This is a genomic window from Aurantiacibacter sp. MUD11 (genome assembly GCF_026967575.1).
Lineage (GTDB): Bacteria > Pseudomonadota > Alphaproteobacteria > Sphingomonadales > Sphingomonadaceae > Alteraurantiacibacter.
Genome location: NZ_CP114054.1, coordinates 845,438 through 866,001 on the forward strand (window position 1 = coordinate 845,438; position 20,564 = coordinate 866,001).

General features: G+C 66.0%; 24 protein-coding genes. 9 read left to right on the forward strand and 15 right to left on the reverse strand.

The features are described from left to right. The first annotated feature begins 63 nt into the window (after nucleotides 1-63). Nucleotides 64-978: a DMT family transporter gene (locus OZN62_RS04140; RefSeq protein ID WP_269101475.1), complete on the forward strand. Its 915-nt coding sequence runs from the start codon at nucleotides 64-66 to the stop codon at nucleotides 976-978. 64 nt (nucleotides 979-1,042) lie between these two features. Then, nucleotides 1,043-1,171 carry a hypothetical protein gene (locus tag OZN62_RS04145; protein WP_269101476.1) on the forward strand — a complete coding sequence of 43 codons (129 nt, stop codon included), beginning with the start codon at nucleotides 1,043-1,045 and terminating at the stop codon, nucleotides 1,169-1,171. Between the two features lie 64 nt (nucleotides 1,172-1,235). Here OZN62_RS04145 and OZN62_RS04150 read toward each other — a convergent pair whose 3' ends face one another. From OZN62_RS04150 to OZN62_RS04205, 12 genes are all read right to left on the reverse strand, one after another. Then, nucleotides 1,236-1,832: a DUF938 domain-containing protein gene (locus OZN62_RS04150; RefSeq protein WP_269101477.1), complete on the reverse strand. Its 597-nt coding sequence runs from the start codon at nucleotides 1,830-1,832 to the stop codon at nucleotides 1,236-1,238. Beyond that, nucleotides 1,829-2,287, reverse strand: coding sequence for an ABA4-like family protein (locus OZN62_RS04155; protein WP_269101478.1), 459 nt, complete (start codon nucleotides 2,285-2,287; stop codon nucleotides 1,829-1,831). Before OZN62_RS04155 ends, OZN62_RS04150 begins: the two co-directional genes overlap by 4 nt. Then, nucleotides 2,277-3,263 (reverse strand): bile acid:sodium symporter family protein, encoded by a 987-nt coding sequence (locus OZN62_RS04160; RefSeq protein WP_269101479.1) that lies wholly within the window; start codon nucleotides 3,261-3,263, stop codon nucleotides 2,277-2,279. The genes OZN62_RS04155 and OZN62_RS04160 overlap by 11 nt, the downstream gene beginning before the upstream one ends. 19 nt (nucleotides 3,264-3,282) lie before the next feature. Further along, nucleotides 3,283-3,990: an NAD-dependent epimerase/dehydratase family protein gene (locus OZN62_RS04165; RefSeq protein ID WP_269101480.1), complete on the reverse strand. Its 708-nt coding sequence runs from the start codon at nucleotides 3,988-3,990 to the stop codon at nucleotides 3,283-3,285. Continuing rightward, complete coding sequence (locus tag OZN62_RS04170) at nucleotides 3,983-5,143, reverse strand: deoxyguanosinetriphosphate triphosphohydrolase (protein WP_269101481.1); 1,161 nt, start codon at nucleotides 5,141-5,143, stop codon at nucleotides 3,983-3,985. Before OZN62_RS04170 ends, OZN62_RS04165 begins: the two co-directional genes overlap by 8 nt. Nucleotides 5,144-5,212: 69 nt before the next feature. Then, entirely contained in the window at nucleotides 5,213-5,908 is a 696-nt protein-coding gene (locus OZN62_RS04175) for an aspartate/glutamate racemase family protein (RefSeq protein ID WP_269101482.1), read from the reverse strand. 108 nt (nucleotides 5,909-6,016) lie between these two features. After that, complete coding sequence (locus OZN62_RS04180; protein ID WP_269101483.1) at nucleotides 6,017-7,174, reverse strand: S8 family serine peptidase; 1,158 nt, start codon at nucleotides 7,172-7,174, stop codon at nucleotides 6,017-6,019. Nucleotides 7,175-7,335: 161 nt separating this feature from the next. Beyond that, on the reverse strand, nucleotides 7,336-8,778 hold the full coding sequence (locus OZN62_RS04185; RefSeq protein WP_269101484.1) for an NAD(P)(+) transhydrogenase (Re/Si-specific) subunit beta: 1,443 nt from the start codon (nucleotides 8,776-8,778) through the stop codon (nucleotides 7,336-7,338). Further along, on the reverse strand, nucleotides 8,778-9,059 hold the full coding sequence (locus tag OZN62_RS04190; protein WP_269101485.1) for an NAD(P) transhydrogenase subunit alpha: 282 nt from the start codon (nucleotides 9,057-9,059) through the stop codon (nucleotides 8,778-8,780). The genes OZN62_RS04185 and OZN62_RS04190 overlap by 1 nt, the downstream gene beginning before the upstream one ends. A gap of 1 nt (nucleotide 9,060) precedes the next feature. Continuing rightward, nucleotides 9,061-9,426: a hypothetical protein gene (locus tag OZN62_RS04195; RefSeq protein ID WP_269101486.1), complete on the reverse strand. Its 366-nt coding sequence runs from the start codon at nucleotides 9,424-9,426 to the stop codon at nucleotides 9,061-9,063. After that, a complete protein-coding gene (locus tag OZN62_RS04200) occupies nucleotides 9,423-10,535 on the reverse strand; it encodes an NAD(P) transhydrogenase subunit alpha (RefSeq protein ID WP_269101487.1) in 1,113 nt (370 codons plus the stop codon). Before OZN62_RS04200 ends, OZN62_RS04195 begins: the two co-directional genes overlap by 4 nt. Nucleotides 10,536-10,551: 16 nt before the next feature. After that, complete coding sequence (locus OZN62_RS04205) at nucleotides 10,552-10,674, reverse strand: aa3-type cytochrome c oxidase subunit IV (protein ID WP_269101488.1); 123 nt, start codon at nucleotides 10,672-10,674, stop codon at nucleotides 10,552-10,554. A gap of 184 nt (nucleotides 10,675-10,858) precedes the next feature. Between OZN62_RS04205 and OZN62_RS04210 the strand changes: the two genes are divergently transcribed. Next, nucleotides 10,859-12,280: a sigma-54-dependent transcriptional regulator gene (locus OZN62_RS04210; protein ID WP_269101489.1), complete on the forward strand. Its 1,422-nt coding sequence runs from the start codon at nucleotides 10,859-10,861 to the stop codon at nucleotides 12,278-12,280. On the opposite strand, the gene folP is transcribed toward OZN62_RS04210, so the two are convergent. Together folP and OZN62_RS04220 are read right to left on the reverse strand one after the other, a co-directional pair. Then, nucleotides 12,277-13,389, reverse strand: a complete 1,113-nt coding sequence (folP, locus tag OZN62_RS04215; protein ID WP_269101490.1) for a dihydropteroate synthase — start codon at nucleotides 13,387-13,389, stop codon at nucleotides 12,277-12,279. The two genes, OZN62_RS04210 and folP, sit on opposite strands and share 4 nt — an antisense overlap. Before the next feature lie 157 nt (nucleotides 13,390-13,546). Then, nucleotides 13,547-14,692 (reverse strand): site-specific DNA-methyltransferase, encoded by a 1,146-nt coding sequence (locus tag OZN62_RS04220; protein ID WP_330848764.1) that lies wholly within the window; start codon nucleotides 14,690-14,692, stop codon nucleotides 13,547-13,549. 231 nt (nucleotides 14,693-14,923) lie between these two features. Between OZN62_RS04220 and OZN62_RS04225 the strand changes: the two genes are divergently transcribed. Further along, entirely contained in the window at nucleotides 14,924-15,616 is a 693-nt protein-coding gene (locus OZN62_RS04225) for a sulfotransferase family protein (RefSeq protein ID WP_269101491.1), read from the forward strand. On the opposite strand, the gene OZN62_RS04230 is transcribed toward OZN62_RS04225, so the two are convergent. Then, the gene (locus tag OZN62_RS04230; RefSeq protein WP_269101492.1) at nucleotides 15,613-16,251 is read right to left on the reverse strand and encodes a ribonuclease HII; all 639 of its coding nucleotides are present in this window, start codon (nucleotides 16,249-16,251) and stop codon (nucleotides 15,613-15,615) included. The two genes, OZN62_RS04225 and OZN62_RS04230, sit on opposite strands and share 4 nt — an antisense overlap. Between OZN62_RS04230 and OZN62_RS04235 the strand changes: the two genes are divergently transcribed. The 5 genes from OZN62_RS04235 to OZN62_RS04255 all read left to right on the forward strand — a co-directional run bounded on the left by OZN62_RS04235 (nucleotide 16,250) and on the right by OZN62_RS04255 (nucleotide 20,386). Beyond that, nucleotides 16,250-17,452 carry a PQQ-dependent sugar dehydrogenase gene (locus OZN62_RS04235; protein WP_269101493.1) on the forward strand — a complete coding sequence of 401 codons (1,203 nt, stop codon included), beginning with the start codon at nucleotides 16,250-16,252 and terminating at the stop codon, nucleotides 17,450-17,452. The two genes, OZN62_RS04230 and OZN62_RS04235, sit on opposite strands and share 2 nt — an antisense overlap. Before the next feature lie 61 nt (nucleotides 17,453-17,513). Further along, on the forward strand, nucleotides 17,514-18,032 hold the full coding sequence (locus OZN62_RS04240; RefSeq protein ID WP_269101494.1) for a GNAT family N-acetyltransferase: 519 nt from the start codon (nucleotides 17,514-17,516) through the stop codon (nucleotides 18,030-18,032). 26 nt (nucleotides 18,033-18,058) lie between these two features. After that, nucleotides 18,059-18,613: a DUF1285 domain-containing protein gene (locus OZN62_RS04245; RefSeq protein ID WP_269101495.1), complete on the forward strand. Its 555-nt coding sequence runs from the start codon at nucleotides 18,059-18,061 to the stop codon at nucleotides 18,611-18,613. Then, complete coding sequence (locus tag OZN62_RS04250; protein ID WP_269101496.1) at nucleotides 18,610-19,212, forward strand: CoA pyrophosphatase; 603 nt, start codon at nucleotides 18,610-18,612, stop codon at nucleotides 19,210-19,212. Before OZN62_RS04245 ends, OZN62_RS04250 begins: the two co-directional genes overlap by 4 nt. Beyond that, entirely contained in the window at nucleotides 19,205-20,386 is a 1,182-nt protein-coding gene (locus OZN62_RS04255) for a CCA tRNA nucleotidyltransferase (protein WP_269101497.1), read from the forward strand. Before OZN62_RS04250 ends, OZN62_RS04255 begins: the two co-directional genes overlap by 8 nt. Nucleotides 20,387-20,564: the final 178 nt, after the last annotated feature.

Consider the following 20,564-nt stretch of genomic DNA (forward strand, 5'->3'; position numbering starts at 1 on the left):
TGGGACCAGCATCCCGCGCCAACAATAGTTGCACGCCGCTCAATTGGGTCTATTTCCGCCCGCGTGGATGAACGCAACACCGACAGGCCCCTGCTGGCCCTGCTGATGCGGCTGGCGGGTATCGCCGGCTTTGCGCTGATGGCGGCACTGATCAAGCTGGCTTCGGATACGGGCGTCCACCTCGCCGAACTGCTGTTCTGGCGACAACTCGTCTCCCTGCCCATCCTGGTCGGCTGGGCCATGCTGACTGGCGGCCTGATGCAACTGGCCACGACGCGTCCGAAAGCGCACGGGGTGCGCGCCGCCTATGGCATTGTGGGCATGGTGCTGAATTTCGGCGGCGTCATCCTGCTGCCGCTGGCCGAGGCGACGACGCTCTCCTTCACCGCCCCGATGTTCGCCGTGCTGCTGTCGATCGTACTGCTGCGCGAGAAAGTAGGCGTGTGGCGCTGGTCGGCCGTGGCGGCGGGCTTCATCGGCATTCTCGTGATCGCCCAGCCGGGCGGTGGCCACCTGCCCCTGTTCGGCGCTGCCGTGGCGCTGGGCGGCGCCTTCATGATCGCCCTCATCGCCATCCAGATCCGCGACCTGTCCAGCACCGAGGCACCGATGGTGATCGTGTTCTGGTTCAGCGTCGCCTCGGTGATCGTCACCCTGCCCTTCATGCTCTGGGTGCACGAGCCGTTGAGCGCTCACCAGTGGCTGCTGCTGCTCGGCATCGGCCTGTCCGGAACCTGGGGCCAGGTGCTGGTGACCATGGCACTGCGCTTCGGCAAGGTCTCCAGCGTCATCGTGATGGACTATTCCAGCATCGTCTGGGCGGCGATCTACGGCTGGCTGTTCTTCTCGACCCTGCCCGCCGCAACCACCTGGATCGGTGCTCCACTCGTCGTGCTGGCGGGGCTGATCATCACCTGGCGCGAGCGCGTGGTCGCAAAACGTGCATTTGTGGACCAGCGACAGACCACCGGAACCTGAGTGTCAAAATCGGATTTTGGCTGTAAGCTCATCGCTGATGGGTCGCCATTGAAAGGAACAAGACATGGCTCGCAAGATCATTATCGCCGTGACCGCCGGCTTGCTGACGCTGAGCGCGGCCGCGTGCAACACCGTGCGCGGCGCCGGGGAAGACCTGCAATCGGTCGCCGACGACGTCGACGAAGTCATCTGAGGTTAGACGAGACCGGCCCGGAAAGGGCTCGCAGGGCGCCCGCTGGAGCGATCCGGCGGGCGCCTTACGTCTTGCGATAGACCAGGGTGAGGTTGTTCGCGGGCATGGCATGGCGGGCAGTGCGCTCCAGCCCGTTGGCGGCGGCGAGGCCATCCACCCAGGCCGCATCGCGCAGGCCCCATGCCGGGTCGCGGGACTTGAGACTGGCATCGAAATCAAGGTTCGATGCGGTCGTCTCGACATCCGCTTCCAGGAACGGCCCATAGATCGCCAGCGGTGCACCCGCAGCCAGCAAGCGCCCGGCGGCGGCCATCAGCCCCTCGGTCGCGGCGGTGGGGCTGATATGCGTCATGTTGGAGCAGAAGATCGCGTCGGCCCGTTCCACCGGCCATTCGCCTGCGCTGGCATCGAGCTGCAGCGGCGCCAGTAGGTTGTCGCCCCCTTCCTCATCCCGCCAGGCGGCTATCGATTCCAGCGCCTCCGGACTCGGATCGGTCGGCTGCCATGTCAGCCTAGGAAAGCGCCGGGTGAGATAGATGGCATGCTCGCCCGTGCCGCTGGCGATCTCCAGCACCAGGCCGCTTTCGGGAAACTCCCTTTCCAGCACGTCGCCGATAGCCTCGCGATTGCGCTGCGTGGCCGGGGCGTATTGCTTGCTCATCGCCGAATCCTCGCACCTTTGCGCGCGCTTTTTTCGCGCACGATCATCCAGACCAACAGGCCGGCGGGACCGGCTACCAGCGACAACAGCAGGATCGGGGCCTGCACCAGCCGCGAAATGCCCTTCTGGTCTCCATCCTTGGCGATCCACAGGCCCACGAACAGGTCGAAGGCGAGGTAGTGGATCCAGCCGATGGTCACGCCGCTGTCCGACTGGAAGATGGCGCGCACACCCTCGATTGTCGTGAAGGAGGTTGCCCCGCCCTCCCCGGTCGCGCCCGGATCGACGGAGCCGGTCAGGATCAGACCCAGCAGCGCCGCATAGGCGAGGCACAGCAGGCCGATGCCGGCATAGAAGATCGCGCTCTGCGCCAGCGGTGTTCGCGGCAGCAGGATCAGCACGGCCCACGCCGCCATGGCCCAGATATTGGCCAGGCCGAACAGGCTATCCCACATGGTCTATTCCTTCGTTCTTGCGCGCCCAGATGCCCGCCAGGATCGATCCTATCACCACGTGATAGACTGAGGATATGGCACTTGGCACGGGGGCTAGAGCAGCCTGCATCGGGTTGGCGAACTGGCTGGCGAAGCTGGGCGCAGAAGCCAGGCTGGCGCCAAGGCCGGAATTCTGCATGCCGACCTCGATGCTCAGCGTGCGGCGCTCCGGCACGGCGAAGCCCATCACCCATGGCAGCACATAGCCAAGCGCGAAGCCGATGGCGTGCAATGCGAATATGGCGAGCAGCAGAATGCCGAAGTGCGCCTCTATCAGGTCCTTCGATGCGCCCACGATGCCGCCGACGATCAGCACCACGACGATGACCGACACCAGTGGCGAAACCGTGGCGATCCGCCGCGTGGTCTCCGGCAGCAAGCGCCCCATGACGACGCCGGCGATCACCGGCACCAGCACGATGGCGACCATCGAGCGGAACAGCGCCCAGCGGTCGATCTCGATGAACACGCCGCCCAGCCAGCCGGTCAGCAGCGGCGTGAGGACGATGGCCACCAGGGTGGATGCCATGGTCATCGTCACCGACAGCGCGAGGTTGGCGCGGGCAAGATAGGCGACGACATTACTGGCGGTACCGCCGGGGCAGCAGGAAACCAGGATCAGTCCCACCGCGAGGCCGGTCTCCAGCCCGCTCGCCAGCGCCAGGGTTACGCCTGCCAGTGGCATGACGGTGAATTGCAGCGCCACGCCCGCCGCCACGCCGCGCGGCATGGTCAGCACGCGGGCGAAATCCTCCAACCGCAAGGTCAACCCCATGCCCAGCATGATGACGCCCAGCAGTACGCTGATCAGCGGCTGGCCGAAGGCTTCGCCGCGCGTGACCCAGGTAAAGTGTTCGGGAACCAGCCACGCCCAGCCCACGCCGAGCACGGTCCAGATGGCAAACAACGCGGTGGCCTTCTCGATGATGCGTGTCATGCCCCGCCCCCGCTGCCGGCTATCCCTTGCCGCCGGTCGGTGGCTGCTGGCGCTCGAATTCGCGCGCCAGGCGCATCAGCGATTCATGCTCGTGCACGAACTGCCCGCCAGCCTTGTTTGTCGCCGCATGCAGCGCGGCATGGGCAAGGTCGATGGCGCGGACCGAGCGGTACTTGGCCTTGTTGCCTTGCAGGAACAGGTCCGCCACCGGCGCGAGGAGCTGGCCGACCTTTTCCGCCGGGCGCAGGTCGTTCTCGCGCTTGCCGCGCAGCAATCCGGGGCGGAAAATGTCGAGCCGGTGCAGCTTCAGTGCCTTCAGGTCGCGCTCTGTCTCTCCTTTGACGCGCAGGTAGGAGTTCTTCGAATAGGGGTCCGCGCCGACCGAGGAAATCTGCACGAAGTTCTTCACGCCCGCCGATTTCGCTGCGCGCGCAACCTCCAGCACCAGGTCATGATCGACGGCGCGGAAGGCCTCCTTGCTGCCGGCCTTGCGATGCGTGGTACCCAGCGCGCTGATGATCGCGTCGGGCACCAGCTGGGTGATGATGCCGGGCCATTCCTCGCTCTCGGCCAGCACCAGTTCCATCCGCGTACCGCGAGGGAAGGGAATTTCCCGCCGTGCCAGCCCTTGCAGCACGATCCCCTGAAGGTGCGGCGACTGGGCAATGATGGTGCGGCCGACCAGTCCCGTCGCGCCCACCAGCAGGATGCGCCGCGGCTCAGACATTGGACAGACCGTTGGGCCGCTCGCCGAAGATGCCGGCGTACTGGGCCATGGCGTACTGGTCCGTCATCCCGGCGATGAAGTCGGAGATATGGCGCGAGCGCTCCGGCTCCTCCGGCGGCAGGCGCTCGGTCCAACCGGAGGTCATCAGCGAGGGATCCTGGTCGTAGGCGGCAAACAGCTTGGCGATCACCACGCGCGCCCGCTCCGCCGTGCGCTTCTGCGCGTCGTGGTGGTAGAGGTTGGCGTACATGAACCGCTTCAGGGTGCGCTCGCGCTGCGCCATCTCGGGCGAGAATGCCGCCAGCGCCCGGCCCGCACTGCGCACCTCTTCCACCGAGCCGATGCCGGCCAGGTTGGTGCTGGTGGTGGCGATGAGGTCGTTCACCATCAGGCCGATCTGCGTGCGAACCAGTTCGCGCAACTGCTTGGCCCGGCTGGCATGAGGAAAGGTGCTTTGCACTTCGCGCCAGAGATCGGCGATGAAGTCGAGTTCCAGCAACTGGTCGAGCTCGAGGTAGCCGGCGCGCAGGCCATCGTCGATATCGTGGTTGTCATAGGCGATATCGTCGGCCAGCGCCGCCACCTGGGCTTCCAGCGAAGGCCAGCGGGTCAGGTCCAGCGGGAATGCCTCGTCCAGCTCCGCCAGCGCCCAGCCCGGCTGCGTTACCGGACCATTGTGCTTGGCCAGCCCTTCCAACGTTTCCCAGCTGAGGTTCAGGCCACGCACGTCGCAATAGGGATTGTCCAGCCGCATGACCGTGCGCAGCGCGTGGGCGTTGTGATCGAAGCCGCCGCGCGTGGCCAGTGCATCGTTCAGGGCATCCTCGCCCGGATGGCCGAACGGGGGATGGCCAAGGTCGTGCGACAGGCACAGCGCCTCGGTCAGGTCTTCGTCCAATCCCAGTTCGCGGGCGATCACGCGCCCGATTTGCGCCACCTCCAGGCTGTGGGTCAGGCGGACACGATAGTGGTCGCCATCGGGCGCCACGAACACCTGCGTCTTGCCGGCGAGCCGGCGGAAGGCGATCGAATGGATGATCCGGTCCCGGTCGCGCTGGAACGCACTGCGCGGACCGCGCGCACCTTGGCCCTGATGCGCGAATTCGCGGCCACGGGTCTTGGCGGGATCGGCAGCGTAATGCGCGCGGGACATGGCAGATGCGCTAGAAGCCGCGCAGCCTCGTGACAACGTGAACAGCGCGCGAACGCCGTGAAAATCGGGCTACTGGTCGCCGATTATCCACCGGGCCGCGGCCTCGGCATGGATGGCGGTGCAATCGTAGACGGGCAGGATGTTGGCATCGACGTCCACCACCTGCTCCAGTTCGGTATTGGCCATGACCACGGCTTTCGCGCCATCGCGTTCGAAATCGGTGAACATCGACTTCAGCGTGCGCTCCGCATCGCGCGTCGCCTTGCCCATCATCAGTTCCTGCGTGATGATCCGTTCGAGTGCGTCGACATCGCTCATGCGCGGCGGCAACAGGTCGATGTCGTGGGCCACCAGCCGGCGGCGGTAGAAACTCTCGGTCATCACGCTGCGCACGCCCACCAACGCGGCGGTGTGGACGCCGTCTTCCTTCATTTTCTCGCCAACGCATTCGGCGATGTGCAGGAACGGTCGATCCACCTCCGCTTCCACGTCGCGGTAGACCTTGTGCAGGACGTTGGCCCCGATCACGATCATCTCGGCGCCGGCGTCGGAGAGGCGGTTCGCGCTTTCGGTCAGCATGGTGGTGACCTTGCCCCAGTCATCGTTAGATTCGGGCCAGGGGATGCCGGTGAAGTCGAGGCTTTCGATCACCATCGGTGCCAGGGCCCGCGGATCGTGATGCTTCCGGACGTAGCGATTGATGCGTTCGAAATAGGCGCGGGTCGAAACCCAGCTCAGTCCGCCGATAAGACCCAGTTTGCGCAAAGTCGTCCTGCCCTCATGTTCTGTGGCGCGCCTACCCTAGTGCGTCACACCCCCCGAAACCAGCCATGGTCACGACTGGTTCCGAGGGCCGGACAATTGCAGGCTGGATCAGCGGGTGCCGATCGGGTCCGGCTGGCCGTCACTGTCGTTACCGGCATAGCCATCGACATGCAGCGTGCCGCCCGTGGCCAGCAGGATGCCAGCCGCATGCGGTGCGGCCATGGAGGTGCCGCTGATGGTGTCGTAACCGCCATCCTTCCAGGTGGAGGCAATGCCGAGGCCTGGCTCCGCCCAGTCGACCGGGGCGCCATAGTTCGACCAGCTGGTGAGGTTGTCGTTCTGGTCGATGGCGCTGATCGTGTAGACGCGGTTGCCACTGGCGCTGGCGGGCGAATAGTTGGTCGAATCCGACCCATCGTTACCTGCTGCCAGCACCATGTGGATACCGCCTTGCGCGGCGGCTTCCACGGCATCGTTCAGAGCCTGGTTGGCACCGCCGCCAAGGCTCATGTTGGCGACATCGCCAGCCGAGGCATTTGCAGCAACATGGTCCACCCCGGCGATGATGCCGGAATAGGAACCGCTCCCGCGACGATTGAGCACGCGCACGGCCACGACCGGGGCACCGGCGGCAACGCCGACCACGCCGAAATCGTTGTCGATGGCCGCGATCGTGCCGGCGACATGGGTGCCGTGGCCGTTTTCATCCTCTGCGCCCTTGCGGCTGCCGGTGAAATCCACGCTGCGCGCGGTATCGACGTTCAGGTCCGGGTGATCGAGGTCGATCCCGCTGTCGAGCACCCAGGCGGTGCGACCAAGGTTGGTGCCATCGACGAAGCCGCCCACGCGGGTGATGCCCCAGGGCGTTTCCTGCGGGTCGGACGTGCCACCCCCGCCACCGCCGCCAGGTCCCTTGCCCGGAGGCGGCGCCAAGGTAACGACCTCGTCCTGCACGCAATAGGAAATCCACGGATTGGCGCGTTGCATATTCTCGATGCCGTTGGCCGAAGCCCGCACAGCAAAGCCATGGATCGAGTTGCGATAGGTAAACAGCACCTGCCCGCCCTCCGCATTCGCGGCCCGGTTGGCAGCGGCCACGACCTGTCCGCGGCGCACGACGTTGCTGTCGAACACGCAGATGTACTGGCCAGCAATCGGTCCGGCGGTCTGCTCGGCACCGCTGAAGCCACGTTGCGACATGGCCGGTGCGCTGACGGCAACGGTTGCTGCCACGCCTGCAAGCGCAAGCGCCTTCACGAATTTCATAAGTCCCACTCCCACAAATGCGACCCCCATCGGGCATGGGCATCATGTCTTACTGGTGGGGGGTGTCAAATCGACTCGTCGCGTAATCCACTCGTTTCGGGCGCAACCTGTCTACGGACAGGGTTAACCCGGCAAGGAGTGGTGCAACGCAGCCCTCTGCGTCAGTCCAGCGCCTTGACGATTTCCTCGACCATCTTCTTCGCGTCGGACAGCAGCATCATGGTCTGGTCCATGTAGAACACGTCGTTGTCGACACCGGCGTAGCCGACGCCGCCCATGGAGCGCTTGATAAAGAAGACCTGCTTGGCCTTGTCCACGTCGAACACCGGCATGCCGTAAATGGGCGAGCTCTTGTCCGTCTTCGCGGCCGGGTTCACTACGTCGTTCGCACCGATGATGAAGGCAACGTCCGCTTGGGCGAATTCGCTGTTGATGTCCTCCAGCTCGAACACCTCGTCATAGGGGACATTGGCCTCGGCCAGCAGCACGTTCATGTGGCCCGGCATGCGTCCGGCGACGGGGTGGATGGCATATTTCACCTCCACGCCCTTCTCCTTAAGCAGGTCGGCCATTTCCCGCAGCGCGTGCTGCGCCTGGGCCACGGCCATGCCGTAGCCGGGGATGATGATGACCTTCTCTGCCTGTTCCAGCATGAAGGCGGCATCGGCCGCGCTGCCCTGCTTGTAGGGGCGCTGCTCGCGCGCTTCGCCGCCGCCGGCACTGTCGTCCGCGCCAAAGCCGCCCGCGATCACGCTGATGAAGCTGCGGTTCATCGCCCGGCACATGATGTAGCTGAGGATGGCACCCGACGAGCCGACCAACGCGCCGGTGATGATCATCGCGGTATTGCCCAGGGTGAAGCCCATCGCCGCTGCTGCCCAGCCCGAATAGGAGTTCAGCATCGACACCACCACCGGCATGTCCGCCCCGCCGATGGGAATGATCAGCAGGAAGCCGATGATGAAGGCCAGCACCGTCACCGCCACGATCAGCGGCATGGTCTCGCCCGGCCCGGCCATGGCGAACAGGGCAGTCAATACAATGATCGCCGCCAGCGTGCCGAGATTGATGACGTGCCGCATCGGCAGCAGGATGGGCGAGCCGCTCATCTTGCCGGAAAGCTTGGCGAAGGCGATTACCGAGCCGGAAAAGGTGATCGCACCGATGGCGATGCCGAGGCCCATCTCGATCTTGCTGACCGGTGCAATTCCGTCGCCAACCAGCAAGCCGAAGGCCCCGGGGTTGAGGTAGGCCGCCCAGCCTACCAGCACGGCGGCAAGGCCCACCAGCGAGTGGAAGGCGGCGACCAGCTCCGGCATCTGCGTCATGGCGATGCGCCGCGCGATGGTGATGCCCACCACGCCGCCCAGGAAGATGGCGATCCCGATCTCGACGATATTGGCGATGTCATGGGTGACGAGCGTCGTCACCACGGCAATCGCCATACCGATCATGCCGTTGCGATTGCCCGCGCGGCTGCTGGCCGGGCTGGAAAGCCCGCGCAGCGCAAGGATGAAGAACACGCCGGAAACGAGGTAGGCCAGCGCGACCCAGGGATGGATGGCGGCGCCGTCTGCGCCTGCAGCGAGGAAGGACAGGGGCATCACTTATCCTTCTTCTTGTACATGGCGAGCATCCGCTCGGTGACGGCGAAGCCGCCGAAGATGTTGACGCTGGCCAGCACCACCGCGCCCAACCCTAGCCACTTGGCCACGTCGCTGCCGGCTTCGGCTGCGGCGATCAGGCCGCCGACGATGATCACCGAGGAAATGGCGTTGGTCACCGCCATCAGCGGCGTGTGCAGCGCCGGGGTGACCGACCACACGACGTAGTAGCCGACGAAGCACGCCAGCACGAAAATCGAGAGGATTGATATGAAGTCCATGTCAGGGACGCTCCGCTGTCCAGGGAAGGACGAATTCGCGCCCCTCCGCCCAGGTCTGGCCGATCATCTTGCCATCCACCAGGCAGGCGCTGTGGTGATAGTTTCCGCTGCCGTCGGAGGTGCGGAAGGACACGCAGGTGCGCTCCTGCGCCGTGCCGGCATGGCCATCCTCGATCTCGGCCTGGTAGAAGGTGCCGGTAACGCCGCCGTCCTCGGCAACATCCAGCACCATCACCTGGGTGTATTCATCGTCTTCGAGGGATAGCCGCAGGTCGACGAGCCATTCACCGGCCATAGCCGAAGCTGCATCCTGTGCGGAAAGCGGCGCCGCGATCAGCGCCAGCGGGATGAGGCCCAGAGCCTTCACCCGTTCAGCCTCGCATTCACCACTTTGCCGCCCTTGGTCAGCCGGATGGCATCGCCGATCTCCTCGTCGAGCACCGGCTTGCCCGCTTCGGCATCCCAGAAGGCATTGAGGAAATTGAACAAGTTGCGACTGAACAGCGCGCTGGCATCGGCAGCAAGATGGGCCGGCGTATTGGAGAAACCCATGATGGAAACGCCGTGCTTCTCCACCACCTGGTCGGCCACGGAGCCTTCCACGTTACCGCCTTGCGCCACGGCCAGGTCGAAGATCACGCTGCCTGGCTTCATCGTAGCGATCTGCGCGTCGGAAACGAGACGCGGCGCGGCGCGGCCCGGGATCAGGGCGGTGGTGATGACGATATCCTGTTTGGCGATATGGGCGGAAACCATCTCCGCCTGCGCGGCCTTCTGCTCGTCGGTCAGTTCGGCGGCGTAACCGCCCTCGCCCGAAGCCTCCAGCCCTTCGGCGAACACCGGCTTGCCGCCCAGGCTCTTGATCTGCTCGGCAGTCTCGGGGCGGACGTCGGTGGCGGAAACCTGCGCGCCAAGGCGCTTGGCGGTGGCGATGGCCTGCAAACCGGCAACGCCCACGCCCATCACGAAAACCTTGGCAGCGGATACGGTGCCCGCCGCCGTCATCATCATCGGCAAGGCGCGGCCATATTGGTCGGCCGAGGCGATCACCGCCTTGTAGCCGGCCAGGTTGGACTGACTGGAAAGCACGTCCATGCTCTGCGCACGGGTGATGCGCGGCATGAATTCCATCGCCAGCGCCTCGAACCCGGCCTTGGCGTAGGCGTCGACGCGCTCCCGCTGGCCGAAGGGATCGAACACGGCGGCAACCCATGCGCCCGGCTTCGCGCCGGTCAGTGCGGCGACATCGGGCGCCTGCACGGCCATCACCATGTCGGCATTGGCGACGACTTTCTCGGCGCTCGTCACCTCGGCCCCGGCAGCCTTGTAGTCATCGTCGGGGATGGCCGCAGCAACGCCGGCACCCTCTTCAATCGCCAAAGTCGCGCCCAGCGCGATCAGCTTCTTGACGGTTTCCGGTGTCGCAGCGACGCGGGTTTCACCCGCAGCGCGCTCTTTCAGGACCGCAATTTTCATCCCCCCGACCGTCGCCTCAGGAAATGAGGGCGAGGACGATGGCGACAATCACGGCAATGACCGGGATTGACCACTTCAGCATCCCGATGAAGCTGGCGTAAGTGCCGGTATGCGCTTTCATGTCCTGCGGATCGCTCATGGTATCGAATTGCCTTCACTAGAGGGTTTGTTTGGTTGTCCGTTGTCCTATCGCCGCTTTGCGCCGCGCTCAAGGGCCACCCACGCAGTTCCGGCGAATGAGAGCCTTAATGGCCTCTTTACCCCATGCTGCTAGCCGGGAGGTTCGAGAGTCCGGAATCAACCGGATCCAGGGGAAATCGCACATGGTTGAGCCCGAACAACGGCTGCTGATGCTTATCGACAAGGAACCGGCCCAGGGCCGACTTGTCGGTGCGCTCGCCGGCCGCGAGGGCTGGCGCACGCTGTCGGTCGACGACAGCGAGAAGGCGATTGCCACGCTGGGCACGCGCCAGGGCATGCAATTGTCCGCGATCATCCTCGACCAGGCGGTTCCGGGCGACCGTGCCTGCGAACTGATTGCCGAACTGAAGGAACGCCGCCCCGCGCTGCCGATCCTGATGCTGACCACCAGCACCAGCCCGCAGCTTGCCGTGGAGGCGATGCGCGCCGGGGCCACCGACTATCTCGTGAAGCCGGTTGCGCCCGATCGCCTGATGCAGGCGCTGCGCAATGCCACGACGCGCGAGTCCCCGCAGGACGAGCTCAGCCCGCTGTCCGAGAAAATGCCCTCCGACCTCGATTTCGATGCCATGGTGGGCACCGCGCCTCCGTTCCGCGATGCGCTGGCCAAGGCGGCCAAGGCGGCGCGTGGCCATGGGCACGTGCTGATCGAAGGCGAAAGCGGCACGGGCAAGGAGATGCTGATCCGCGCGATGCACGCCGCATCGCCGCGCGCAAAGACAGCCTTCCGCATGGTCAACATCGCGGGAGTCTCGGCCAGCAGCCTCGAATCCGTCCTGTTCGGCCATGAGAAGGGCGCTTTCCCAGGCGCCTTCGACCAGCAGGCGGGCGCCTTGCAGCAGTGCGATGGTGGCACCCTCGTGCTGGACGAGATCGACCGCCTGTCACTCGACGTGCAGGACCGGCTGATCGACGTGCTCGCCAGCGGCAGCGTGAAGCCGCTGGGTGCGCAGTACGGCTTCAAGATCGACGTCCGGGTGATCTGCGCCAGCAACCTGCCGCTGGCAGACCTGGTTTCTGCCGGCCATTTCCGCGCCGAACTTCTTGAACTCATTTCGCGCACCAGCATCGAACTGCCGCCGCTGCGCGAACGCAATCGCGACATCGGTGCGCTGACGCGTTATTTCCTCCACCAGATCGGCCAGCAGCCGGGCCTCCGGCCGCTGGGCATCACCTCCGACGCGCTGCGCCTGCTGGGCGCCTTCGACTGGCCGGGCAATGTCCGCCAGCTGCAAGCCGTGCTGTTCCGCGCCGCCGTGTTCTGCGATGGCGACGCGTTGACCGCCGAGGACTTCCCGCAATTGCGCGAAATCGTCGGTGATACGGAGCCGACCAAGAACGGCCCGATCCGCGATAGTGCCGGCGTCATGCTCTACACGCCCGACGGCAACCTGCGCCCGCTGGAAGAGATCGAGGCCGACGTGATCCGCCTCGCCATCGGTCACTATCGCGGGCGCATGACCGAAGTGGCGCGCCGCCTCGGCATCGGTCGCAGCACGCTCTACCGCAAGCTGAGCGACCTCGGCATCGACAACGCCGCCTAGTCCACCAGCCCCGCAAAGTCGGTCAGCGCCGCGTCGCGCAGGCCGCGCCATACGTTCCGCGCCTGCACCGTCTCGGCGACATCGTGCACGCGCAGCAGTTGCACGCCCGCATCCATGCCCAGCTGGGCAATGGCAAGCGAGCCACCGAGGCGTTCGTGCGCCGGGGCCTCGTTCGACAGCGCGCCGATCATGCGCTTGCGGCTGGCACCCAGCAGCAGCGGCTGGCCGAGCGCGTGGAACAACGGCAGTGCGTTGAGCAGCGCGAGGTTGTCGGCCAGCGACTTGCCGAAGCCGATACCGGGATCGAGCACGATCTTCTTGCGGTCGATGCCGGCCTCGATGGCCTTGTCGCGCACGTCGCGCAGGAAATCGAACACGTCGAAGACCACGCTGGAATAGTCCGGGTCGGCGTGCAGGTCCTCTCCCGTGCCGGGCGCGTGCATCAGGATTACCGGCGCACCGCTAGAAGCGGCGAACTCCACGCTGCGCGGATCGTAGCGCAGGGCGGACACGTCGTTGATCACATGCGCGCCTGCCTGCAACGCGGCCTCCATCACCGCCGGGCGGCGCGTGTCCACGCTGACCGCCGCGCCCATGCCCACGCAATGTTCGATGGCGGGCTGGACGCGCTTGATCTCCTCGCCTTCCCAAACCTCTTTCGCCCCCGGTCGCGTGCTCTCGCCGCCGATGTCGATGATCGCCGCACCGGCCTCGTGCATCTTCGCCGCCTGCGAGCGCATGGCCTCGGCATCGTCCATGAACTGGCCGCCGTCGGAGAAGCTATCGGGTGTGACGTTGAGGATGCCCATTACCTGTGGCTGGTCGAGCCGGATGGTGCGCGCGCCAAGCTCCAGCGGCGGGTGGGCCATGCGCAGGTTCGACCACTGCCGCTCACCTTCTGCCGCGGCATCGTCGGGCATGGTGGCGAGCACGTCGTCGATATTGGCGGCAGTGGCGATCAGCCGCTCCACCACCGCGCCATCGCGGCGCAGGATGACGGCGAATTCGCGGGCGTAGACCATCCCGCCGGCCAGCCGGATAGCCTGTCCATCGACGGCCTGCGGTCCGGAAACCGTGGTCAGCGGCTGGATGTAGATCTGGTCGGGCATCACATATCTTTCAACAGCTTTGCGCTAATGTGGAACACATGGAACACTGTCCTGGCGACAAAATCGCGCCCTCCCCGGCCGAGCTGGATCGGAGGCGAATTTGCACGGTCATGCGCATGGGCCGGAACATGCCGGATTTGCCCCCGGTAGGACAGCCTCAATCCTCGGCGGCGAGCAGGTAGAGGCTGCGCACGGCGTCGATCGGCTTCACGTCGCCGCCATCCTCGTAATGCCAGAAGGTCCAGCCATTGCAGCTGGGGGCATCCTGCAGGGCCTTGCCCACACCATGGATGGAGCCGGTTTCCTTGCCGCATTCGATGCTGCCATCGGCGCGGACAGTGGCCTTCCAGCGGCGCTTCTTGTCGAAGATTTCCGTGCCTGGTTTGAGGAGCCCGGCTTCCACCACCGCGCCGAAGGCGACGCGCGGCTGGCTCTTGCGGCTCTGCATCGTGGCCAGCGAGCTTTCGTCGAGCGGCAGTTCCTTCTCGATGCGTGCCTTGGCCACCTTGCGGTAATTCGCCTCGCGCTCGCAGCCGATCCATTCGCGGCCAAGACGCTTGGCCACGGCGCCGGTGGTGCCGGTGCCGAAGAACGGGTCGAGCACGACGTCGCCCTTCTCCGTCGTGGCCAGCAGCACGCGGTAAAGCAGCGCCTCGGGCTTCTGCGTCGGGTGCGCCTTGTGCCCGGCTTCGTCCTTCAGTCGCTCCCCGCCCGAGCAGATCGGGAAGGTCCAGTCGCTGCGCATCTGGATCTCGTCGTTGAGCGTCTTCATCGCGCGGTAGTTGAACTGGTACTTGGCCTTCTCGCCCTGGCTCGCCCACAGCAGCGTCTCGTGCGCGTTAGTGAAGCGCGTGCCGCGGAAATTGGGCATAGGATTGGTCTTGCGCCAGACGATGTCGTTGAGGATCCAGAAGCCCAGGTCCTGCAGGATCGCGCCGACGCGGTAGATGTTGTGGTAGCTGCCGATCACCCACAGCGCGCCGTCGGGCTTCAGGATGCGCTTGGCCTCGGCCAGCCAGTCGCGGGTGAATTCGTCATAGAGCGCGAAGCTGTCGAAACGGTCCCAGTCGTCGGTCACGGCATCGACATGGCTGCCGTCCGGACGGTTCAGGTCGCCGCCCAGCTGCAGGTTGTAGGGCGGGTCGGCAAAGATCAGGTCGATCGATGCATCGGGCAGCTTGCGCATCTCTTCCACGCAGTCGCCCGCCAGGATCTGCCCCAGCGGCAGGTCGGCCTTGTTGACGGCCGGAGCCTTCTTCGCACGGACGCGCGGCGCGGCGCGGACTTTGGTGAGCTCACCCATGAACAGCTTTCCCCTAAACTTATCCACAGGGTCTGAGTCCTCGGAGTCCGCGGGTCAAGCGGCAATTGCGTCACGCCCCGATTTTGCTCAGGCGGAACGAAAAGAGTCCGGCACAAGATATTGAGTCGCTGACGATTCAGAAGACTCGACATGATGGGGTGTGGCGCGAAGGACTCACTCGTGGCAGAAGGCGGCAGACGGGGGTCGAAACACTAAGTGGGGGGTATTGAAATGGCGTTGAAGGTTATCGGTGCCGGTCCGGGGCGGACGGCGACATTCTCGATGAAATTTGCGCTGGAGCACCTGGGGCTTGGCCCCTGCTACCACATGGTCGAAGTCTTCCGGAACGCGCGCCGCAATATTCCGCTGTGGCTGGACGTGGTGGACGGCAAGCCAGACTGGGACGCGATTTTCGAAGGCTACCAGTCGGTCACCGACAATCCGGCCTGCGTCTACTGGCGCGAGCTGGCGGAGTATTACCCGGAATCGAAGATCGTGCTCACCGTGCGCGACGCCGAGACCTGGGTGGAATCCTGCAACGAGACGATCAACTCGCCGCGGATGCTGGCTTCGCTGGAAGGCAGCGAGCTGATGCGGATGCTGCAGGGCACCTACCTGCGCCAGTTCGGCGACAAGATCGACGATCCGGAATGGATGGCCGACTGGTATCGCGCCTACAACCAGGAAATCATCGACACGATTCCGGCCGAACGGCTGCTGGTGTTCCACCCCAAGGAAGGCTGGGAGCCGCTGTGCGAATTCCTGGGCGTTCCGGTGCCCGCCGAACCCTTCCCGCGCGTCAACAGCCGGGACGAGCTTGGCGGCGCTTCGGACGAACAGGGCGGTTTGCCGGCAGACCCGGTGGAGCTGGAGAATTTCGCCGGCGGCTATGTGGAGATGCTGCGCGCGAAGGCCTTCGGCTAAAGCTCCATTTCCATCTGCGCGACCGGCGCGAAGCTGCGGCGGTGCAGCGGCGTCGGACCGTGGATGCGCAGGGCCTCCATGTGCTCTCTCGAGCCATAGCCCTTGTTGCGCTCCCACCCGTAATGCGGGTGCTCCAGCGCGGCCTCGGCCATCAGCCTGTCGCGATATTCCTTGGCAACGATGCTGGCGGCGCCGATGGCGGCCTCCTTGCCGTCGCCGCCAACGATGGCGCGCGCCGGCCAGCGCCAGCGATCGCAGCGCCCCTCCGGCGTCAGGTTGCCGTCGATCAGGGTCTCCAGATCGGTGTGCTGCACCGCTTCGCACAGGCGCTCCATCGCCAGGCTCATCGCCAGCATGGTGGCGCCGAAGATGTTGAGCCGGTCGATCTCCTCCACCTCGACCACACCGATACCGAAGGCGCAGTGCTGGCGGATGACCTGCTCCGCCTCGGCCCGCGCCCTGGCGGTCATCTTCTTGGAGTCTGCCATGCCCTTAGGTGCAGGCTTGCATAGCAGCACGGCTGCCGCCACTACGGGGCCTGCCAAGGGGCCACGGCCCGCCTCGTCGACACCGGCGACCAGCGGGCCGGCGCCAAGAGACGCACAGAATTCGGGTGAAGGAGTTCCAGACAACATGCGCAACACGATCCTTATCGCCAGCATATTGCCCGCCATCGCGCTCGCAAGCTGCAACAGCGCGGCAACCGGGGATAGCGCGCCGACCGCCAGCGCATCGACCGCCGAGCAGGCGATGGTCCCTGCCGGCGACCCGGTGGAACTGGCGGAGAATTCGCCTTTTGCCGCCACCAGCCACGGCACCTTCGCCGAACCCTGGGCGCTGGCTTTCGAGCCGGGCACCGGCACCATCTTCATCACCGAGAAGGCCGGCACGATGAAGTTCTACGACCCCGCAACCGGACACACCGGCACGGTCACGGGAACGCCCGAGGTCGCCTATGGCGGACAGGGCGGCTTCGGCGAGGTCGCCTTCGCGCCCGACTACGAGACGAGCCGCCACATCTACCTCAGCTGGGCCAAGGGCACGCCGGGCCAGGCTACCCGCGCGGTCGTGGGTCGCGGAACGCTGGTGTGCGAAGGGGATAGCTGCCGCATCGATGGTCTGACCGAGATCTGGCAGCAGAGCCGCGACGGCGCGCGGCCCGGCCACTATTCGCACCGCATCGCCTTCTCGCCGGACGGGCAGCACCTGTTCATTTCCAGCGGCGACCGCATGGAGCAGGACCCGGCGCAGGACCTGTCGAACAACTACGGCGCAGTGATCCGCCTCAACCTCGACGGCACTCCGGCCGCGGGCAATCCCTTCGCCGACCAGGGCAGCCCGGCCGACCAGATCTGGTCCTACGGTCACCGCAACCTGCTGGGTCTGGCCTTCGATCCGAACGGGCAGCTGTGGGACATCGAGCATGGCCCTGCCGGCGGCGACGAACTGAACCGCGTCGATCGCGGTGCCAACTACGGCTGGCCGGTGCGTTCGAACGGCGACAACTACAGCGGCGTCGACATCCCCGATCACACGGCAGACGACGGCTTCTCCAAGCCCGCGATCAGCTGGAACCCGGTGATCGCACCGGGCAGCATGATCTTCTACACCGGTTCCATGTTCGCCGACTGGCAGGGCAATGCCCTGGTGGCGAACCTGGGCACCATGTCGATCAGCCGCATCGCCGCCAATGCCTCCGCCAATACGGCCAGCGAGGAAGCGCGCTACGAGTTTCCCAAGCGGCTGCGTGCCATCGCCCAGGCTCCCGACGGGGCGTTGTGGGTGATCGAGGATGGCGCCGACGGCCGCCTGATGCGCCTGACGCCAGCCGGCTAAGCCGAAGGTAACGGCGGAAACATTTGCGCAGAGGCGCGCGCCGCCCTATCGGCGCGCGCCCATGACTGTTGCCGCCGCCACCCTGATTCCCCTCGCGGAAGTCGACCCCGCGCTGGTCGAGGAACTGCTCGACCGTGCCTTCGGGCCGGATCGTCAGTCGCGCACGGCCTATGCGGTACGCGACGGCGTCGACTGGCTGCCTGCGCTCAGCTTCGCGGTGGTGGACGAGGCGCAACTGCTGGTCGGCACCATCCAGGTCTGGCCGGTCGCCCTTACTGATGACCAAGGCCGACGCCACCCGCTGCTGATGGTCGGCCCCGTCGCAGTGGTGCCCGAGCGGCAGGACCAGGGCTTTGGCCAGGCGCTGATGGCGGCGGTGTTCAGCGCGCTCGACCCGCAGGCCCCGCTGCCGCAGGTGCTGATCGGCGATCCGGACTATTACGGCCGCTTCGGCTTTACCGCCGCACCCACGCAGAAGTGGGCGCTGCCCGGCCCGTTCGAGCGGCATCGCCTGCTCGTGCGCGCGGACAATCCGGCGGTTTTGCCCGAACGGGGTTCGCTCGGCCCTTGGATTGCGTGAGGCAAGCTGCCATCTGACAGGCCGCAATGGCCTATGACATCCCGCCCGATATCGCCGGAATGAGCCTGCTGGAGATCGCCGAGGCGGTCGCGGCCCGCAGGCTGCCGCCGGTGGACGCGTGGCAGCCTGAGGTCACCACCGACAGCCAAATGCGCATTGCTGCCGACGGCCGCTGGTATTACCAGGGCGGCGAGATCACCCGCCCGGCCATGGTTCGCGCCTTTGCCTCGCTGCTGTGGCGCGATCCGGCGGACGGCCAGCACTACCTCGTCACCCCGCATTACCGGCAGACCATCGAGGTGGAGGACGCCGCCTTCATCGCGGTCGACATGCGGGTGGACGATGGTGCCCTCGCCTTCCGTCTCAACACCGACGAGTTCGTGATCGCCGGGCCCGACCATCCCCTGCGCGCCGAGGGCGATCCCGACGCGCCGCGCATCTACCTCGCCGTGCGCCACGGCTGCGAAGCGCGGCTGGATCGTTCCACCTGGCTGCAAATTGCCGACCATGCCCTTGCCCAAGGCGACAGGCTGGAAGTCACCAGCCAGGGCGCGACCTTCCCGCTGGTACCGGCCGCATGAGCGCGCTGTTCGATCGCCTGTCGGCAAGCTTCGAGCGGACCAGTCACGTCGGCCTTGCGGGCCTGCGCGACGACAGCGCGTTCGCGCGCCAGCCCGTGCGCGACGCCGCCGTGCTGATCCCCGTCACGGAGCGCACCGATCCGGGCATGCTGCTGACCCATCGGCCGGAAACCATGGCCAACCACCCCGGTCAGGTCGCCTTCCCCGGTGGCAAGCTGGAACCCGGCGAGGACGCCGTCACCGCAGCCCTGCGCGAGGCGGAGGAGGAACTGGCCATCGACCCTGCCAAGGTGCGCGTGGTCGGCCAGGCGGCCAGCTTCATCACCGGCACCGGCTTCCGCCTGACGCCCGTGCTGGGCGTGGTGCCCGCAGACTTGCCCATTCGCCCGGACCCGCGCGAGGTTGCCGACTGGTTCGAGGCACCGCTGCGCCACGTGCTCGATCGCAGCAACCATAAGGCCAAGGTGGGCATATTCCTGGGTAACGAGCGCCCCTATTACGAGATCGACTGGCAGGGTCGCCGGATCTGGGGCATTACCGCCGGCATCATCGCCCACCTCTCCCACCGTCTGGACTGGAAAGACCTTATCGATGGCTAAGCTGCCGCCTGCGGAATGGACCCGGCGCGAGGACCTCGCGGAGCTGGTCGCCGCGCTGGGCGCGGAGCACATGCGCTGGGTCGGCGGCGCGGTGCGCGACACCAAGCTGGGCATGGGCGTGAAGGATATCGATGCCGCCACGACGCACCAGCCGGAGGAAGTTGTCCGGCGGCTGAAGGCGGCAAGAATCCGTTCGGTTCCCACCGGCCTGCAACACGGCACGGTCACCGCGGTCTGCGAGCACGGCCCGGTCGAGATCACCACCTTGCGCAAGGATGTGTCTACCGACGGGCGCCGGGCCGAGGTCGAGTTCTCCAGCGACTGGCGGGAAGACGCGGCGCGGCGCGATTTCACCATCAATGCGCTCTACGCGCACCCGGTCACGCTGGAGATTTCGGACTACTTCGGCGGGCTGGACGACCTCGACGCGGGCCGCGTGCGGTTCATCGGCGATGCCCGTGAACGCATCCGCGAGGATCACCTGCGCATCCTGCGCTACTATCGCTTCCAGGCGCGCTTCGGCTCGACCCTGGACGAAGACGGCGAGCAGGCCTGCGCCGACCTCGCGCCCACCCTGAAGGGCCTCAGCCGCGAACGCGTGGGCTGGGAATTGCAGAACCTGCTCGGCCTGCCGGACCCGGTCGATACCGTGCGCCGGATGCACGCGCGCGGCGTGCTGCCGGTGGTGTTGCCTGAAGTCGATACCGCCGGACTGGATGCCTTCGCAACGCTGGTCGCGGCGGAAGCCGCGGCGGGCGTGCCACCGTGCGCCATTCGCCGCCTCGCCGCGCTGCTGCCGGCAGAGCCGAAGGTTGCCGAGACGCTGGCTTCCCGCTTGCGGATGTCGAACGCCATTCGCCGGCGGCTGGCGACTGCCGCCGGTCGCGACAAAAACCCCGATCTCGCCAACCCGCAGGCCCTCGCCTATCGGCTTGGCCGCGAAAGTGCGGTCGACCTGCTGTTGCTGACGGGTCGAGATCCGGCAGCACTCGATGGCTGGGAAGTGCCTGTCCTGCCATTGAAAGGTGGGGAAATTGTCGCCCGCGGCGTGGCCGCCGGACCGGAAGTCGCGCGCATCCTGCAGGCGGTCGAGGCGCGCTGGATTGACGAAGGCTTCCCCGACGCAGGCCGGGTCGCGCAGCTGCTCGACGACGCACTCGCAGGGCAAAATTAGTAGGTAAAACTTACAAATTTGCTTGAAATCCGCCGCAAGGCTGGTGCAGGTAGCGTTCAGAAGCTGCCTGCTAGGTAGGTTTTCGACGGGATCGGCGTGCACCGCGCGCCACTGTGTCTGCCCTTTGGCTTGCCGCCCGTGAACCATTTCCGGCCCTGTCGGACAAAATTCAACTCCC